This is a genomic window from Comamonas sediminis (assembly GCF_041107495.1).
Taxonomy (GTDB): domain Bacteria; phylum Pseudomonadota; class Gammaproteobacteria; order Burkholderiales; family Burkholderiaceae_C; genus Comamonas; species Comamonas sediminis.
Genome location: NZ_JBGBDC010000002.1, coordinates 347,399 through 365,252, shown reverse-complemented (window position 1 = coordinate 365,252; position 17,854 = coordinate 347,399). Strand labels below are relative to the sequence as shown.

Below are 17,854 nucleotides of genomic sequence, written 5' to 3'. Positions count from 1 at the left end.
CGATGACGCAGCAACCGTATTGGGGACTGGGCAGTGACCAGCTCCAGCAACTCAGCCAGATGACCCAGCAATGGATGGAGCGCATGCAGTCCTTGCAGACCATGGCATCTCCCTTCAATGCCGTCGGCGCACCCAAGGGCCTCAGTGCCGGGCTGCCGGGGCTGGGGGCCCTGCCGGGCGGCACGCCACCGGTCAGCTTTGACATGGAAAAGCTCCAGGCCATCCAGGCGCAATACGCCCAAGCTGCGTTGGCGCTGTGGACCGAAGGCGCCAAGGGTGAGGTGGCGCTGCCCAAGGACCGGCGCTTTGCCGGCGAGGCCTGGCAGCAAAATCCGGTCTCCAGCTTCACCGCCGCCAGCTATGCGCTGCATGCCAAAACCATGATGGACATGGTCGATGCGGTGCAAGGCGACGAGAAAACCCGGGCCCGGGTCCGCTTTGGGGTAGAGCAGTGGCTGGCGGCCACGGCGCCCAGCAACTTTCTGGCCTTCAATGCCGAAGCGCAGAAAAAGGCGTTGGACACCCAGGGCCAGAGCATTGCCCAGGGCCTGCAGAACATGCTGGCCGATATGCGCCAGGGCCATGTGTCGATGACCGACGAGTCGCTGTTTGAAGTGGGGCGCAATGTGGCCACCAGCGAAGGGGCCGTGGTCTTTCAGAACGAGCTGTTCCAGCTCATCGAATACAAGCCGCTGACCACCCAGGTCTATGAGCGGCCGATGCTGTTTGTGCCGCCCTGCATCAACAAGTACTACATCCTCGATCTGCAGCCCGACAATTCGCTGATCCGCTACAGCGTGGCCCAGGGCCACCGTACCTTTGTGGTCAGTTGGCGCAACCCGGATGCCAGCCTGGGCGGCAAGGGCTGGGACGACTACATCGGCAGCGCCGTGCTGGAAGCGATCGAGGTGGTCAAGGCCATCTCCGGCAAGCCGCAGATCAACACTCTGGGCTTTTGCGTGGGCGGCACCATGCTCGTCAACGCACTGGCGGTGCTGGCTGCGCGCGGCGATGACTCGGTGGCCAGTGCCACCTTGCTCACCACGTTGGTGGATTTCAACGACACCGGCATTCTCGACGTGTTCATCGATGAGAACTTCGTCAGGTTCCGCGAGCTGACCATGGGCCAGAATGGCCTGATGCCCGGCCAGGAGCTGGCTTCGACTTTCAGCTTTCTGCGCCCGGTGGACCTGGTGTGGAACTATGTGGTGGGCAACTACCTCAAGGGTGAGACGCCGCCGCCTTTCGATCTGCTGTACTGGAACAGCGATTGCACCAACTTGCCTGGGCCTTACTACGCCTGGTACCTGCGCAATTTCTACCTGGAAAACAAACTGGTGCAGCCCGGTGCGCTCAGCGTCTGCGGCGAAAAGCTCGATGTCGGCAAGATCGACATGCCGATCTACATCTACGGCTCGCGTGAGGACCACATCGTGCCGATTGGCGCGGCCTACGCATCCACCCAGGTGCTCGGGGGCGACAAGCGCTTTGTCATGGGCGCGTCGGGCCATATCGCCGGTGTCATCAACCCGCCGGCCAAGAACAAGCGCAGCCACTGGCTGCGCGACGATGGCCAGTTGCCTGCCGATATCGACGCGTGGATCGATGGCGCTGACGAACTGCCCGGCAGCTGGTGGACGGACTGGAGCCAGTGGCTGGCCCAGCACGGCGGCAAGAAAGTGGCGGCGCCCAAAAGCTATGGCCGCGCGCGCACCGAGTACCGCGAACTGGAACCTGCACCCGGCAGCTATGTGCAAGCCAAAGCCTGAGCATCCAAGGCACAGGGCCCTCACCACCCGATTGCCATTGCGGGGTGGTCATTCAAATGCTGCAGTGCAATAATTAGCACCGCAGGGGCCGTGAGAGACAACGGCATCCGTGCCATTTTGAAAAGGAAGAATCATGGAAGACATCGTCATCATTTCCGCCGTCCGCACGGCAGTGGGTAAGTTTGGTGGCTCGCTGGCCAAGGTGCCGGCGACGGACCTAGGTGCCACCGTCATCCAGGAAGCGCTGGCACGCGCCAACGTGGCAGCGGACCAGGTCGATGAAGTGATCATGGGCCAGGTACTGGCCGCCGGCGTGGGCCAGAACCCTGCGCGCCAGGCGATGATCAAGGCCGGTGTGGACAAAAAGACCCCGGCGCTGACCATCAACGCGGTCTGCGGCTCCGGGCTGAAGTCGGTGATGCTGGCGGCCCAGGCCATCGGCCAGGGGGATGCCGAGATCGTCGTGGCCGGTGGCCAGGAAAACATGAGCCTCTCGCCCCATGTGCTCAACGGTTCGCGTGACGGCCAGCGCATGGGCGACTGGAAGATGACCGACACGATGATCGTTGACGGCCTCTGGGACGTGTACAACCAGTACCACATGGGCATCACTGCCGAGAACGTGGCCAAGGAATTCCATATCGACCGCGACAAGCAGGACGCCTTTGCACTGGCCAGCCAGCAAAAGGCCGCCGCCGCGCAGGATGCTGGCAAGTTCGATGAAGAAATCGTCACCGTGCAAATTCCGCAGCGCAAGGGTGACCCGGTGGCCTTCAAGGCCGATGAATACATCAACCGCAAGACCAATGGCGAGGCCTTGGCCAGTTTGAAGCCTGCTTTTGACAAGGCCGGCTCGGTCACTGCCGGTAATGCGTCCGGCCTCAACGATGGCGCCGCCGCCCTGGTGATTGCCAGCGCCAAAAAGGCCCAGGAACTGGGTGCCGAGCCACTGGCCCGCATCGCCGGCTTTGCCACTGTCGGCCTGGACCCCAAGATCATGGGCATGGGACCCATGCATGCGGTGCGCAAGGTGCTGGCCAAGACCGGCTGGAAGGCCGAAGAGGTCGACCTGTTCGAGCTCAATGAAGCTTTCGCAGCCCAGGCCTGTGCAGTCAACCAGGAGTTGGGTCTGGACACCAGCAAGGTCAACGTCAACGGGGGCGCGATTGCCATCGGCCACCCCATCGGTGCATCCGGTGCGCGCATCTTGGTGACTTTGCTCCATGAGATGAAGCGACGTGGCTCCAAGCGCGGCATCGCTGGCTTGTGTATTGGTGGCGGCATGGGCGTGGCACTGGCAGTCGAACGCGCCTGACTTTTCGCCCCTGCGCGTCATGACCAACCGCCTCTCGAGGCGGTTTTTCTTTGCTCCAGCAAAGGCGATGGCGATCCGCGTGGCCCAACGATCACGCTGAGCGTCGGGAACCGAACCGGACAACGCCGGAATACCTGACTATGGTGGTGTGCCTCGTGATAGGGTTTCCGATGATGGAGCGCGCAAACGCGCAAAACCGCGCACGGAACTGGCGCGTTTCTGTTGCAATGCTCTTTGGAAATCACCGAAATTTATAGGTACTGCAAGAATTTGTTCGCTTGGCGTAAACGAGCGTTTCGGTGCTCGGTTTCTTGGTTACAGTGGTAGTGCACAAGCATGTCAAGCAGAACCAAGGAGATGTGAATGAGTCAAAAAGTGGCCTACGTAACCGGCGGTATGGGAGGCATTGGGACGGCCATTTGCCAGCGCTTGCACAAGGATGGATTCAAGGTTATTGCGGGCTGCGGGCCCACGCGCGATTTCCAGAAATGGCTCGGCGAGCAAAAGGCGCTGGGCTATGAGTTCCACGCTTCTGTTGGCAATGTCGGCAACTGGGAGTCTACGGTGGAAGCCTTCAGCAAGACCAAGGCTGAACATGGCAGCATCGATGTGCTGGTGAACAATGCCGGCATCACCCGGGACCGCATGTTCATCAAGATGACGCCCGATGACTGGCAAGCGGTGATCGAAACCAACCTGAACTCCATGTTCAACGTGACCAAGCAGGTCGTCGCCGACATGGTGGAAAAGGGCTGGGGCCGCATCGTCAACATCAGCTCCGTCAACGGCGCCAAGGGCCAGGCGGGCCAGACCAATTACTCTGCCGCCAAGGCAGGCATGCATGGTTTCTCGATGGCTTTGGCCCAGGAACTCGCTGGCAAGGGTGTCACCGTCAATACGGTGAGCCCCGGCTATATCGGTACCGACATGGTCAAGGCCATCCGCCCCGATGTGCTGGAAAAGATCGTCGGCACCATTCCGATGAAGCGCCTGGGCGAACCGACCGAGATCGCTGCGATCATTGCCTGGTTGGCATCGGAGGATGGTGGTTATGCGACCGGTGCGGAGTTCTCGGTTAACGGTGGTTTGCATACCCACTGATCGCCGCAGCAGCTGCCCATGAAAAACGCGCCTCACAAGGCGCGTTTTGTTTTGTCTGGAGCGGGTGATGGGAATCGAACCCACATTATTTGCTTGGGAAGCAAGAGTCCTACCACTGAACGACACCCGCGAATCGATGCATTGTAGCGTGATAAGCAGCTGCGCCCACCTGCGCACTGCCGCATAGGCTACAGCCAGGTGTGCCGCCTAGTTTCCCTTCTTGTCTGGGAACTGCCAGCCTTGCTTTTTCTCCTCCAACGGCTGCAGCTTCCATTTTTCCAGTTCCGCCTCACGCTCCGTCTCGCGGCGCACATCGATGCGCTTGGCGGTGTGCTTGGCCACGACAGCCAGCTTTTGCAGATCGGTATCGCGCAGCGAAGGATCGGGCTCGGTGCTGAAGCAGCACAGCGTGCCGTAGATCTGGCCATCGGCAAGGATGATGGGGGTACTCAAATGGGCGCCGACGCGGAAGGGCGTGGCTGGGAGTTTCGCGGACTCTGTGTATTGTGCGGCATCGTGCACCAGCGGCGGCAGGCGGCCATCCAGCACGCATTGGCAGAACGATTGCTCCAGTGAGGAGCCACCGCCGGTCTCGATCAAGGCCTTGTCGGCGCTGTGGTCCACATGCTTGAAAGTGCGCTGGCCGTTGCGGATCTCGGAGACAAAGATCACATCCATCTTCAGATGCTCGCGCAGCCCGTGCAGCACCTCTTTCACGTTCTGGTCGATCAGGTCATCGGCGCCTTCGGCCGTGGCCACCAGCAGCTCGCTCATCGATACCTCCAGCGCGTCAGGTGCGTAATCCCATAAATGAATCGCCATAGTTGCTCTCACTATTTCCATGCGCTACCCGCTAGCGCATCCCGGTCGCATTTGATGATAACGGCACTGAAAAGTGCTGGCCTGTCTGGCAGCGGGAATGAATTATTCTTTTACATCGAAGCGAGGGACCATGCCGCACTCACGCCAACAGCCGGGATTCAGGCCGGCTCGTCGATCCAGACCAGGCGGCCCTGGCCGAGTTCATTCATCCGGGCTACAAAATCGGGCACTTGCGACGCGACTAGCTCAATCTCTGCCAGCACATCGTCACCATGGCTCACGTGGAGCAATTGCGCATGGGCGCTGCTGACCTCGCGCCGCATACCGCCTTCAAGCGCATAGGGCAATCGGCATTGCAAACGGGTCATGGCCTGGCGCTCGATTTTTTCGGCCTTCAACATGGCCTGGGCAATGGCATCGGTGTAGGCGCGGACGAGGCCGCCAGCGCCCAGCTTGACGCCGCCAAAATACCGCACCACGGTGGCCAGCGCGCCTTCGATCTGCTGGTGGCGCAGAACATCCAGCATGGGCCGGCCGGCGGTGCCGCTGGGCTCGCCATCATCAACGGCGGCAGACTGCCCGCCCGCCATCAGCGCCCAGCAGACATGGTTGGCACCGGGGTGCTGCTCGCGCAGACCTTGAACGATGACCAGCGCCTGTGCGCGGTCCTGCACCGGTTGGACGCAGCCGATGAAGCGGCTTTTCTTGATGACCAGTTCGCTATGAACGGCCTGGGCCAGGGTGTAGGGCATGCGTTGCGTGGAGAAGACGTTTGCTTACACTGTGATGCGTCAACGTCGCCTAGATGTCATGCGTTAGACACATATCATTGTTTCAATGGCGGGAGCGCTCCAGTGATGGAGTGGCTGACCGCAGTGGAGACCTCAGGCGCAGCCAGGCGCGAAGTCTACCCCGATTTTTCCAAGAACCATTTCATACCACCGACTGACACATTACCCGGGAGCGATCATGCAACACCAACTGCAAACCAATTTGGATTCCTTGAACAACCATGGGTTCGGACGTGCAGGTTTGGAGACGCCCGCCTATGTGACGGAGGTGCTGGCAGCACTGCCCACTACCCCCAGTGCCAACGATGATGGCAGCTACGTGGACCTGGCCCAACGCGTTCGCGAAGGTGGCGAGTGGTAAGGCGCTGAACAAGAGCGCCAGATTCCGGTACCGGTTGACTGACGAAACTCGCATCGCATCAACGCGATAGGCAGCTTGGGCTGCCTTTTTTGTTTGCGGTGCAATGCCTAGCCATGCGACAATGGCGGGCTATTTGATGCAGCGCAAAAATGCGGTTTTTGCAGCTCAGGCCATTGAGGCCATGGCCCCGCCAGCCAGGGGCCGGCGATGGCCCCGGCCTGGAGCCTCGCTGCAATCCCTTCACCGCCCTGGTCCGAGCTAGGGCTTTGCGCCGTAGATGCTTCCAAATACATAGCATCAATACCCGTACAAATGCGCGCTACGGGCTATTTTTTTAGAATATCGGACCCTGCCACCGCTGGCACCGAGCCCCGCGTGCATTACTCCACGACTGTTGTTGCCCATGTCTGCCCCGATTGATGTTTCTTTTTTTGAACGTGCTGCCAAGCCGCTGACCAGCTACAAGCCGTACTGGGCCAAGCGCTTTGGCCCGGCGCCATTTCTGCCGATGAGCCGTGCCGAGATGGACCAGCTGGGCTGGGACAGCTGCGACATCATCCTGGTCACCGGCGACGCGTATGTGGACCACCCGAGCTTTGGCATGGCCGTCATCGGTCGTGTGCTGGAAGCCCAGGGCTTTCGTGTCGGCATCATTGCACAGCCCGATTGGCACAGTGCCGATGCCTTCAAGGCCCTGGGCAAGCCCAATCTGTTCTGGGGCGTGACGGCGGGCAACATGGACTCGATGATCAACCGTTATACGGCTGACCGCAAGATCCGATCCGACGACGCCTACACCCCTGGCGACGTGGGTGGCAAGCGCCCCGACCGCGCGGCCATCGTCTACAGCCAGCGCTGCCGTGAAGCCTACAAGGATGTGCCCATTGTTCTGGGCGGTATCGAAGGCTCGCTGCGGCGCATTGCCCACTATGACTACTGGAGCGACAAGGTGCGCCGCTCCATCGTGGTGGACAGCAAGTGCGACATCCTGCTCTATGGCAATGCCGAACGTGCGCTGGTCGAAGTGGCCCACCGCATCGCTGCGCGGGAGCCGGTGGAGAACATCACCGATGTGCGCGGTACTTCGTTTTTCCGCCGCGCGTCGGAAGAGGGCTGGTTCGAGGTGGATTCCACCACTGTCGACGAGCCCGGTGAGGTCGAGCCCCACATCAACCCGTACATGACCACCAGCGAGCAGGCGGAGGCCCAAGGCCAGAGCTGCGCGAAGGAAGATGCGGAAAAGCAGGGTGCTGATGCAGTGCCCGCCGCAACCGCTTGCGGCACCGCTGCAGGCGCTGCCAGCCCAGGCGCGCCAACGCTGTCGAATGTGCAGCCGCTGCAGTTTGTGCCCAACCTGTCGCTGCGTCACAAATCCAAAATGCCGGCGCGCGACCGTACCGTGCTGCGCCTGCCCAGCTTTGAAGAGGTCAAGAGCGACCCGATTCTCTACGCCCACGCCAACCGCGTGCTGCACCTGGAAACCAACCCTGGCAACGCCCGGGCACTGGTGCAGGCCCATGGGGAAGGCACCACGGCCCGCGATGTGTGGATGAACCCGCCGCCCATCCCGCTGACCACCGCCGAAATGGACTGGGTGTTTGGCCTGCCCTATGCGCGCAGCCCGCACCCGGCCTATGCCGATGAGACCGGCAGCCACGAAGGGGCGACCAAGATCCCTGCCTGGGAGATGATCCGCACCTCGGTCAACATCATGCGCGGCTGCTTTGGCGGCTGCACCTTCTGCTCGATCACGGAGCATGAAGGCCGCATCATCCAGAGCCGTTCAGAAGACTCCATCATCCAGGAACTCGAAGAGATTCGCGACAAGGTCAAGGGCTTCACCGGCACCATCTCCGACCTGGGTGGGCCCACGGCCAACATGTACCGCCTGGGCTGCAAGAGCCCGCAGATCGAGGCGGCCTGCCGCAAGCCCAGCTGCGTGTTCCCCGGCATCTGCCCGAACCTGCACACCGACCACGGTCCGCTGATCAAGATCTACCGCCGCGCGCGCAAGCTGCCCGGCATCAAGAAGATCCTGATCGGCTCGGGTCTGCGCTACGACCTGGCCGTCAAGTCGCCCGAATACATCAAGGAGCTGGTGCAGCACCATGTGGGCGGCTACCTGAAGATCGCACCTGAGCATACCGAGGCCGGCCCGCTCAATAAGATGATGAAGCCGGGTATTGGCAGCTATGACCGCTTCAAGCAGCTGTTCGAAAAGTTCAGCGAAGAGGCGGGCAAGACGCAGTTTCTGATTCCCTACTTCATTGCCGCCCACCCGGGCACCAGTGATGAAGACATGATGAACCTGGCGATCTGGCTGAAGAAGAATGGCTTCCGCGCCGACCAGGTGCAGACCTTCTACCCCAGCCCGATGGCCACCGCCACCGCGATGTACCACAGCGGCCGCAATACGCTCACCAAGGTGCGCCGCCAGATGCGGGACGAGGCCGAGGAGCGCGTGGACATCGTGCGGGGCGAAAAGCGCCGCCGGCTGCACAAGGCCTTCCTGCGCTACCACGATCCCAATAACTGGCCGCTGCTGCGCGAAGCGCTCAAGACCATGGGCCGCTCGGACTTGATCGGCAACGGCAAGCAGCACCTGATCCCGACCTTCCAACCGCTGGTCGACGGCAGCTACCAGAGTGCGCGCAAGAAGAACAGTACCGCTTCCAAGAGTGGCACCGGCCTGGGCTACACCACCAACAAGGAGGGCAAGGCCGTGGCGATGGCGCCGCGCCGCCCGCAAGAGCAGCAAGAGCCCAAGGGGGATGTGCGTTTCCGCACTGTGCAGCCCAAGCCCGGTCAGCTGCTGACCCAGCACAGCGGCTTGCCACCCCGCGCGGGCGTGCGCGCTGCTGCGGGCAAGCCTGGCCAAGCCAGGAAACCCGGGTCCGCGCGCAAAAGCGGCCGCTGAGTCGGCTCTGCGCCTTCCAGCGCTGATTACGCCAACAAGGCGCCAAGCACAGGTTTGGCGCCTTGGTTTTTTGTGCAGGCGCCAAGACGGCCCGCCACCCGCCGACCGGCACGGTCAACCGGTGAATTTCTGGCCATGGCGGTGAAGCGCCGTGATGCCCGCAACCACCAGCAGCAGGCCCGCCCAGACGCCGCTGATCGGAATGGGTTTGGCGGCCACGACGCTGCCCGCCTCCAGGCCGCTGCCGTCGGCTTTGGCCGTTGCAAGACGCGCGTCGCTGGCAAAGGCCACACCCCAGGGTGCGCTGCCGACCGTCACGCTGCCTCGCGGCTGCTGGGTCATGGTATCGATGACGGACAGTGTGTCGGATTGCGGATGGCTGACATAGGCATGCTTGCCATCCGGGTGGAAGACCAAATGCTGGGGCGCCTGCTCGACAGGAATGGACCCGGCCACCGCATGGCGGGCCGTGTCGATGACGGACACTGTGCCATCGCCACTGTTGGTGACATAGGCGAGTGTGCCAGCGGGGTGAAAGGCGACGCGGCTGGGGTGCTTGCCGACCTTGATGGTCGCAATAACGGTGTGGGTGCGGGTATTGATCACGGTGACGCTGCCCTGGGCCTGGCGAGACTCTCCATTCACGACATAGGCATAAGCGCCCGCAGGGTGCACCTTGATGTCGGTCGCATCCATGCCCACGCTGATGCGTTCCAGAACGGTGCCGCTGACAGGATCGACTACCGCAACCTTTCCGGCATCCGGGGGGCGGTGCTGTTCAAGCGCGTAAAGACGTGAACCATCGGGGTGAATGGCCATGCCACGCGTGTTCTGGGGGCTGACGACAAAGGTTCGCATGATCTGGTGGTTGGCAGTGTCAATGACGGCAATGGCGCCGCCGTTGGAAGTCGGGGTGTCTACATAGGCGAGGGCGCCGGAAGGGCTAAATACCACGGCGTTGCCAACGCTGTTCAACGGAATGCCGGCCAGTAGCTGCTGTTTGCCCAGGTCCAGCACGGCAATGGTGGCGGACCAGACGCTGGACAGGTAGGCGAGGCATCCATCCGGGCTGATGGCGATTTCCTGTGGCATGGCCATGCCTGCAGGCAGCGTCCGGATCGTGCGTTGGCGCGCGACATCGACCACCGACACCAGGCTGTCGTCACGGTTGACGACATAGGCCAGAGGTGCTGCTGCCTGGGCCCATACGGCAGCGCTGCATAGCAACAGCGCGCTGCAGTTGCGCACGGCCACTGACAACCATCCTTTCACATTGACTGACACGATTGAAATTATGTAATTGATTAATTATATTAATGTACATTACAAAATGGTAAAAGTGTCAGCATTGGCTCCCGTGCTAAGGATTGTTGGCAATCGATGGGTTGTTTGCCAAGAAGGGCATCAACTCCGAATGATTGGTAGAAATAGTTGAACATTTGCTGGGCGGTGGGATGCAGAATGCTGCGTCCGTGACTGCTTGAAACATGGCCAATACCTATCCAGCGGAAAGGGCAACGTCCAACTGAAGTGGCAATGGTGGCCACGCAACGCGACCCTTTGCCGGCCAGGCCCTGAGACAGGCCGGGTGCCAGGCCGGGGTCAGACCGGGAATGCTTCAGCAGCCGGGTGGGAAAACGGCTGAGGCCGGCCCACCGCATAGCCTTGCGCATAGTCGATACCCATGCTGCGCAGCGTCTCGACAATCTCGGGCGTGGAGGCAAATTCCGCAATGGTCCGCATTCCCAGTGCGTGGCCGAGGTGGTTGATGGCGTCCACCATCGCGCGGTGCGCTGGCTCGTTGAGCATATCGGCCACAATGGCGCCGTCGATCTTCAGAAAATCCACCGGGAGGTTCTTCAGAGAGCTGAACGAGGACACGCCGGCACCAAAATCATCCATCGAAAAGCGGCAGCCCAGCGCTTTGAGCGCCTTGACCAGGCGGATGGCATTGGGCAGGTGCGTGATGGCAGCGGTCTCGGTGATCTCGAAGCAAAGCGTCCCCGGGTCGACCGCATGCAGCGCGATCTGCTCCTGCAAGAAGCCCAGCAGCCGCTCATCACCCAGTGAGGTGCCTGACAGATTGATCGCACAGCAGGAGATGGCAGGCACCTGGCCGGATTTTTGCAAGTGGGCCAGCGTGCGCAGCGATTGCTTGACCACCCAGCGGTCCACCATCGGCATCAGCCCGTAGCGCTCTGCCGCAGGGATGAACAACACAGGGCTGATGATATTGCCATCGGGCAAGCGCATCCGTATCTGCACCTCGATATGCAGGCCGCCGCCGGCGATGTCGTCGGCCGTGGTGTTCAACGCGCCGATCGTCTGGGCATACAGGCAGAAATGCCCGCGTTCCAAAGCGGCCTTGATCCGTTCGACCCATTCCATCTCGCCCACATAGCGGGCAATCTCCTGATCGACGCCAGGGTCGTAGGCATAGACGGTATTGCGGCCACGCTGCTTGGCGCCATAGCTGGCCATGTCTGCCACCCGCAGCACTTCTTCAACGGTGGCCAGCGGCGCAGCCAGCTTGACCAGGCCGATGCTGATGCCGGCGCTCAGGCTGCGCTCACCCCACTGTATGCGCACGTTCTGCGCGGCATCCCGGATCTGTTCGGCAATCCGCTGGGCTTCGCCGAATGCACAATCCGTCAGCAAAATGGCAAATTCATCGCCGCCCACGCGCGCAAGCACATCGCCAGTGCGCAGGCAGCGCTGCAGCATCGCGCTGATCGCGCGCAGCATCGCATCGCCGGCAATGTGGCCTGCGGTGTCGTTGATGACCTTGAACTGGTCCAGATCCAGGTACATGATCGCGTTGCCTGCGGAGGGCAGGTCGGACTGCTGGTTCCTGGCGAGCAGCACACCGAGCAGGCGCTCGAATTCGTAGCGGTTGATCAGGCCGGTCAACTGGTCGTGGGTCGCCTGCCAGGCCAGTTCGCGGATGTAGCTTTGTTCCTGGCTGACATCGTGCAGCACCCATACCGCCTCGGTGGTGCCGGTATGGTCACCGATCGGCGTGAATGCCAGCCTGACTTCGCGCAGGTGGAACTGCGCGTCATAGAGGCGGAAAATCGTATCCCGTGGGTACTCATGGCCCCGCAAGGTCTCCGATATCGCGGTCTGCACCAGCGGGGCGACACCGGGTTTGTCCCTGTCGGTGACCAGCGGTGGTGCATGCATGTGCTGCACCAATTCACAGGTGACCAGTTGCTCCAGTGACATGCCCAGCAGCTCTTCTGCTGCCCGGTTCATGTACATAACATGGCCTGCCGCGTCGGTGGTGATGACCGCCTCACCAATGGCTGCCAACGTCGTCGATGCGCGCTCGCTGACCAGATCCAGCGCATCTTCAGCGCGGGCCGTCTTGCGCTGCAAGCGCCAGGTGTGGCCCATCAGCAAGCTCAGCATCGCCACCGCGATGCCGATATTGATCGACCACAGCCATGCATTGAGCGCACGCGATGTATCGCCCAGTACCTTGTTGAAGGCCCGCTCGGCCTCGGACAGCTGAATCTGCAGCGAGTTGATCTGGGCCAGCCAGCTTTGCTTTTGCGCCGGTGTGGGCGGTGCCAGCTGCAGGCAGGCATAGATGTCCCCCGCCAGGTTCTGCAATTCCTGCAGGGGCTCGTCGCTGTCCCGCCAGCGGGCGAGCAGCTGGCCGATGGACTCGGTGTGTTTGAAATACACCGTCAGCCAGATCAAGGCATTGATCTCCTCGGGCTCATTGTGGCCTTGCAGCAGCAGCAGCGATGCCTGGGGTCTGGCAGCGTAGCCGCGATCCTCCAGCATCAGGCGCGCCTGCATATCGCTCATCGGTATATGCAGGCCCTGGTGGAACTGCTCATACGCGGCAGCGTCGCCGCTGACCGCATAGCGCGCCAGTGCATAGGTGGCGTCCTTCTGGCCTTTGCTCCACTGGCTTTCCCCGGAGCTGAAGGCCCGCATGGCTCCCAGAATATGCAGGCTGGAAATCGCCAGCACGGTTTGCACGATGGCCAGCGCAACAAACGGCCAGATGCTCAGCAGCAGGCTGCGTTTGCGTAAGGGCCCGCTAAAGCGCGCCGCAGGCGGCGCTCCCGCCGAATCGATGCCCGGGGCTGGAGGAGTTAGACGGGGCATGGTCCCCCCGGTTCGCGGCGAGTGCTGGCCAGCCCGGCTGCGTACAAGGCAGGTGGTCGAAGGTGGGAGCGGGGAAGGTCAGCAAATAACATGGTGGGAACAAGGCCGGGCAGCGTCGCAGGTGAGTGCCTTAAGCTATCCAAATATAGTAATACGCTATTCGATGAATGAGTCCTTTTAATTGTAGTTATTTAGGGTAAACACTGTACGCTTTGCGGTCACTGATTTAGAAGCAATGTGTAATTAGCACCCCACCGTTCATCCTGCCGATGATGGCGGTAGACGGCGCTTCGGGTCGCGCACTCTACCGCCAGCAGCGCCCGGCCTTGGCACAATGGCGTCTGCGGCGCAAGCCTCACACCACCTACAAGGAGCCACTCAGCATGCCGGTACAGCGTCCGTTCAAAGTTTTGGGAATTCAGCAAGTGGCCATAGGAGGCACTGACAAAGAGCGCATGAAAACACTCTGGGTGGACATGCTCGGACTGTCACAAACGGGCAGCTTCCGCAGCGAGCGGGAGAACGTCGATGAAGACATCCTGGCGATGGGCAAGGGCGCCTTCGCGGTCGAGGTGGATATCATGCAGCCGCTGGATATCGACAAAAAGCCTGCCGTGCATGCCACGCCGCTCAACCACATTGGTTTGTGGATAGACGACCTGCCCAAGGCCGTGGAATGGCTGACGGCCCAGGGCGTGCGTTTTGCGCCGGGCGGCATTCGCCCAGGTGCTGCAGGCCATGACATCTGTTTTCTGCATCCCAAGAGCAATGACGAGTTCCCCATTGCGGGGGAAGGCGTGCTGATCGAGCTGGTGCAAGCGCCGGCCGATGTGATTGCCGCGCTGGGTTGAAGGGATCGCAGCGATGGCCGATGCCACGACTTTTCAGCCTTGTGTGATCCCGGTGTTGCGCAGCTTCGACGCGCAACGGGCTGCAGAGTTCTACCAAGGGTTTCTGGGTTTTGTTCAGGACTGGACACACCGCTTTGGTGATGACTTTCCGCTCTACCAGCAGCTCAGCCTGCGCAGCGCTGCAGGCCTGGCCTGTGTGCTGCATGTGAGCGAGCACCATGGCGATGCCTGCCCCGGCAGTACCGTGCGCATTGCCTGGCCGCAACTGGAGGCCTTCCAGCAAAGCCTGCTGGCCAAGAACTACCGCTATGCCAAGCCCGGGCTGGAGCGCATGCCCTGGGGCATGCTGGAGATGCGCATTGCCGATCCCTTTGGCAACCATCTGGTGTTTTTTGAAGAACTGCCGGATGCGCCGGGGAGCGCTGGCCGCTGAGCGCCATGCCAACCTCCACCACAGCCGCACGCCGTTGCGGCTTTTTTACGTCCGGCATCTGCAAAGACCCCCAGCGCTGCAGGGGCAAATCTGGGGCGCCGGCGTCAATAAACTCCCAAATAGTGCCAGTGGTATTGGGCTGGAAGGTCGGCAAACGCACGGGATCGGCCTTGCTCCGGGGCTCCACCCCTTTCCAACCATTTATTTGCCGTTAATTGCATGCCTGGCACGTGTTGTTTGGCGGTCTAAAGCGCTCCCAAAGAGGGTCGTTGACGATGCATTGCACGAAGTTGCAGCAATGCCTCCTCTTCTTGCCTGCAATCTGCCTGTAACAGCGCTCTAAATTAACGGCGCTGCAAAGCTGCCAAACGGCGCTTTTGGAGGCCGCTCTGCACGGGCTGACCAGTCTTCGGTATTGGACACAATAAGTGCCATACCCAGGCATTCCGCACCGGGTAGCGATTGAGGAGAGCTTCATGTCCATCCCACATAGCCCCGATGCGAGCACATCGGCGCTGCATTGGCATCCCAAAGTAGCAGTGACCGATCGGACGGCGGCCGCAGAGCCCTGGCCGGTAGCCCAAGTGCAAGCCCTGTTCGATATGCCTTTTATGGCCTTGATGTTCCACGCGCAGACGGTGCACCATGCGCACTGGCCAGCGGGTGATATCGAGCTGGCAACCTTGCTTTCCGTCAAGACGGGCGGGTGCCCGGAGAACTGCGGTTATTGCCCGCAGTCGGCGGCCCACGACACCGGAGTCAAGGCCGATAAGCTGATGGATGTTGCAGAGGTGATCCGCGCTGCCCAAGCCGCCAAGGATGCAGGGGCCAGCCGCTTTTGCATGGGGGCAGCCTGGCGTTCACCCAAGGACCGCGATATCGCGCAGGTCAGCGAGATGATTGCGGCCGTCAAGGCCCTGGGGCTGGAAAGCTGCGCGACCCTGGGCATGTTGGCGCCCCACCAGGCGCAGGCGCTGAGCGATGCAGGTCTTGACTTCTACAACCACAACCTGGATACCGGCCCCGCTTATTACCGCGATGTCGTCAGCACGCGCCAGTACCAAGAGCGGCTCGATACGCTGGCCCATGTCCGGGCCGCAGGTATCCGGGTCTGCTGTGGCGGTATCGTCGGCATGGGGGAGACGCCGGTCGACCGCGCAGCCTTGCTGGCCCAACTGGCCAACATGCAGCCCTATCCGGAGTCGGTGCCCATCAACAGCCTGGTGCGCGTGCCTGGCACGCCGCTGGCCGACAGTGAGCCGGTGGACCCACTGGACTTTGTGCGCGTGATCGCAGTCGCCCGCATCGTCATGCCCAAGGCCCGCATACGCCTGTCTGCCGGCCGCCAGCAGCTGGGCGAGGCGGTGCAGACGCTGTGCTTCATGGCCGGCGCCAATTCCATCTTCTATGGTGACAAGTTGCTGGTGACCGGCAACCCGGAGGCCGACTGCGACGCAAAGCTGCTGGCCAAGCTGGGACTTGCGAGCTTGAAAACTGCGGCCTGAACGACGCGCCTGGACGCACCAGCGCAGCAGGCGGGCACAAAAAAGGCCAGCGCATGCTGGCCTGGTGCTGGTTGCTATGGCTGAATCAGCGGCGACCGCCTTGCGCTTTCAGCGCCTGGGCAATCTCGGTGACCAGCCCGGGGCCGCGGTAGATCAGGCCCGTGTAGATCTGCACCACATCGGCGCCGGCCTTGATTTTCTCGACCGCATCGGCGCCGCTCAGAATGCCGCCCACGCCAATGATCGGGAACTGGGGGCCCAGGGCTGCACGCAGCTGTCGAACCACGGCATTGCTGGCCTCGAACACAGGGCGGCCGGAGAGGCCACCGGTTTCTTGGGCATGCTGCAGGCCTTGCACCGCATCGCGGCTGATGGTGGTGTTGGTGGCTATCACGCCATCCATGCCATGGGTCTTGAGGCTGTTGGCAATCACGCTGATCTGTTCTTCGGTCAGATCGGGAGCGATCTTCAAGAACACCGGCTTGTGCTGGCCATGCTCGCGCGCCAGCTGCTCGCGGCGCTGCACCAGCGCGCTCAGCAGTGCATCCAGCGCCTCATCGCTTTGCAAGGCGCGCAGGTTCTTGGTATTGGGCGAGCTGATGTTGACCGTGATGTAGTCGGCATGGGGGTAGACGCCATCGAGGCAAGCCAGGTAGTCGCTGGTGGCGTTTTCAATCGGGGTGGCCGCATTCTTGCCAATGTTCAGGCCCAGCAGCAGCGGCGAAGCCTGCTTGCGGAACTGCGCCTTTTTCACATTGGCCACAAAGGCTGCCAGACCTTCGTTGTTGAAGCCCAGGCGGTTGATCAGCGCATCGCGCTCCGGAATGCGGAACATACGGGGCTTGGGGTTGCCCGGCTGCGCCAGCGGCGTGACCGTGCCCACCTCGACAAAGCCAAAACCCATGGCGCCCAGGCCGTCGATGGCGCGCGCATTCTTGTCCAAACCGGCCGCCATGCCCACCCGGTTGGGAAACTGCAGACCCGCCAAGCTAATGGGGTCATTGACCCGGCTTTGGCGCCAGGCGCAGGCCAGCGGCGTGTTCTGGCCCTTGGCCAGCATGTCCATCGTGAAGTCGTGGGCCGCTTCGGGCTGCATGCCGAACAGAACGGCGCGGGAGAGGGAATAGGGGATCAGGGACATGGGATGGGATAATCAAGGCGTTATCTGTATTTTCGCTGATCTGATCGCACTACCATGACACAAGACGAATTAAAGGCCGAGGTTGGCCGCGCAGCCCTGCAGTATGTGGTTGCCGGAGAAATCGTAGGCGTGGGAACCGGCTCCACCGTGAACAAGTTCATCGATGCGCTGGCCTCCATCAAGGACCAGATTCCTGGCGCCGTTTCCAGCTCGGTGGCCAGCACCGAGCGCCTGCAAGCGCTGGGCATCAAGGTGTTGGACGCCAACGAGGTCGAGCGCCTCGCAGTCTATATCGATGGCGCCGATGAGATCGACCACCAGGGGTTCATGGTCAAGGGCGGCGGCGCTGCGTTGACGCGCGAGAAGATCGTCGCTGCGCTGGCCGACCGCTTCATCTGCATCGCTGATGCGTCCAAGCAGGTACAAACCTTGGGTGCGTTTCCGCTGCCGGTCGAAGTCATTCCCATGGCTGCCACCCAGATTGCCCGCCGCTTCGCAGCCAAGGGAGGCCAGGCCAGGTTGCGCCTCAAGGACGGCCAGCCCCTGGTCACCGACAACGGCCAGCACATCCTCGATGTCACCGGTCTGGCCATTGCCGATCCTGCCGCTTTTGAATCGGAAGTGAACCAGTGGCCCGGCGTGGTGACGGTTGGCGTGTTTGCGCACCAGAAGGCGGCAGTTTGCCTGCTGGGGACCGAGCAAGGCGTAGAGACGCTCGAGTTCTAA

14 protein-coding genes and 1 tRNA gene are annotated in these 17,854 nt (G+C 61.8%); 9 read left to right on the top strand and 6 right to left on the bottom strand.

Translation table 11 applies throughout. The features are described 5' to 3' along the window. Positions 1–2 precede the first annotated feature (2 nt). The 3 genes from AB7A72_RS05845 (at position 3) to phbB (ending at position 4,185) form a co-directional block, all read left to right on the top strand. Entirely contained in the window at positions 3–1,769 is a 1,767-nt protein-coding gene (locus AB7A72_RS05845; protein ID WP_369459302.1) for a PHA/PHB synthase family protein, read from the top strand. A 133-nt stretch (positions 1,770–1,902) separates the two neighbouring features. Further along, positions 1,903–3,084, top strand: a complete 1,182-nt coding sequence (locus tag AB7A72_RS05840) for an acetyl-CoA C-acetyltransferase (protein WP_239811957.1) — start codon at positions 1,903–1,905, stop codon at positions 3,082–3,084. Between the two features lie 363 nt (positions 3,085–3,447). Continuing rightward, on the top strand, positions 3,448–4,185 hold the full coding sequence (phbB, locus tag AB7A72_RS05835; RefSeq protein ID WP_369459301.1) for an acetoacetyl-CoA reductase: 738 nt from the start codon (positions 3,448–3,450) through the stop codon (positions 4,183–4,185). A 56-nt stretch (positions 4,186–4,241) separates the two neighbouring features. Here the strand turns inward: phbB and AB7A72_RS05830 are convergent. The 3 genes from AB7A72_RS05830 to AB7A72_RS05820 form a co-directional block, all read right to left on the bottom strand. Then, a tRNA-Gly gene (locus tag AB7A72_RS05830) sits at positions 4,242–4,315 on the bottom strand. 77 nt (positions 4,316–4,392) lie between these two features. Beyond that, entirely contained in the window at positions 4,393–5,007 is a 615-nt protein-coding gene (locus tag AB7A72_RS05825; protein WP_239811958.1) for a GAF domain-containing protein, read from the bottom strand. A gap of 158 nt (positions 5,008–5,165) precedes the next feature. Then, the gene (locus AB7A72_RS05820; protein WP_369459300.1) at positions 5,166–5,759 is read right to left on the bottom strand and encodes an IMPACT family protein; all 594 of its coding nucleotides are present in this window, start codon (positions 5,757–5,759) and stop codon (positions 5,166–5,168) included. A gap of 217 nt (positions 5,760–5,976) precedes the next feature. Between AB7A72_RS05820 and AB7A72_RS05815 the strand changes: the two genes are divergently transcribed. Further along, positions 5,977–6,159: a hypothetical protein gene (locus tag AB7A72_RS05815; RefSeq protein WP_021028080.1), complete on the top strand. Its 183-nt coding sequence runs from the start codon at positions 5,977–5,979 to the stop codon at positions 6,157–6,159. Positions 6,160–6,562: 403 nt separating this feature from the next. Continuing rightward, positions 6,563–9,076, top strand: a complete 2,514-nt coding sequence (locus AB7A72_RS05810; RefSeq protein ID WP_369459299.1) for a YgiQ family radical SAM protein — start codon at positions 6,563–6,565, stop codon at positions 9,074–9,076. A 114-nt stretch (positions 9,077–9,190) separates the two neighbouring features. Here AB7A72_RS05810 and AB7A72_RS05805 read toward each other — a convergent pair whose 3' ends face one another. Beyond that, complete coding sequence (locus AB7A72_RS05805) at positions 9,191–10,330, bottom strand: YncE family protein (protein WP_369459298.1); 1,140 nt, start codon at positions 10,328–10,330, stop codon at positions 9,191–9,193. Between the two features lie 348 nt (positions 10,331–10,678). Further along, positions 10,679–13,198 carry a putative bifunctional diguanylate cyclase/phosphodiesterase gene (locus AB7A72_RS05800; protein ID WP_369459297.1) on the bottom strand — a complete coding sequence of 840 codons (2,520 nt, stop codon included), beginning with the start codon at positions 13,196–13,198 and terminating at the stop codon, positions 10,679–10,681. 383 nt (positions 13,199–13,581) lie between these two features. On the opposite strand from AB7A72_RS05800, the gene AB7A72_RS05795 reads away from it, so the two are divergent. From AB7A72_RS05795 to bioB, 3 genes are all read left to right on the top strand, one after another. Further along, positions 13,582–14,049 carry a VOC family protein gene (locus AB7A72_RS05795; RefSeq protein ID WP_239811964.1) on the top strand — a complete coding sequence of 156 codons (468 nt, stop codon included), beginning with the start codon at positions 13,582–13,584 and terminating at the stop codon, positions 14,047–14,049. A 13-nt stretch (positions 14,050–14,062) separates the two neighbouring features. Next, the gene (locus AB7A72_RS05790) at positions 14,063–14,482 is read left to right on the top strand and encodes a glyoxalase superfamily protein (RefSeq protein ID WP_369459296.1); all 420 of its coding nucleotides are present in this window, start codon (positions 14,063–14,065) and stop codon (positions 14,480–14,482) included. Positions 14,483–14,958: 476 nt separating this feature from the next. Beyond that, entirely contained in the window at positions 14,959–15,987 is a 1,029-nt protein-coding gene (gene bioB / locus AB7A72_RS05785; protein ID WP_369459295.1) for a biotin synthase BioB, read from the top strand. 85 nt (positions 15,988–16,072) lie between these two features. Here bioB and AB7A72_RS05780 read toward each other — a convergent pair whose 3' ends face one another. Further along, on the bottom strand, positions 16,073–17,128 hold the full coding sequence (locus AB7A72_RS05780; protein WP_369459294.1) for a quinone-dependent dihydroorotate dehydrogenase: 1,056 nt from the start codon (positions 17,126–17,128) through the stop codon (positions 16,073–16,075). A 54-nt stretch (positions 17,129–17,182) separates the two neighbouring features. Here AB7A72_RS05780 and rpiA point away from each other — a divergent pair, with 54 nt between their 5' ends. Next, positions 17,183–17,854, top strand: a complete 672-nt coding sequence (gene rpiA / locus AB7A72_RS05775; RefSeq protein ID WP_312409092.1) for a ribose-5-phosphate isomerase RpiA — start codon at positions 17,183–17,185, stop codon at positions 17,852–17,854.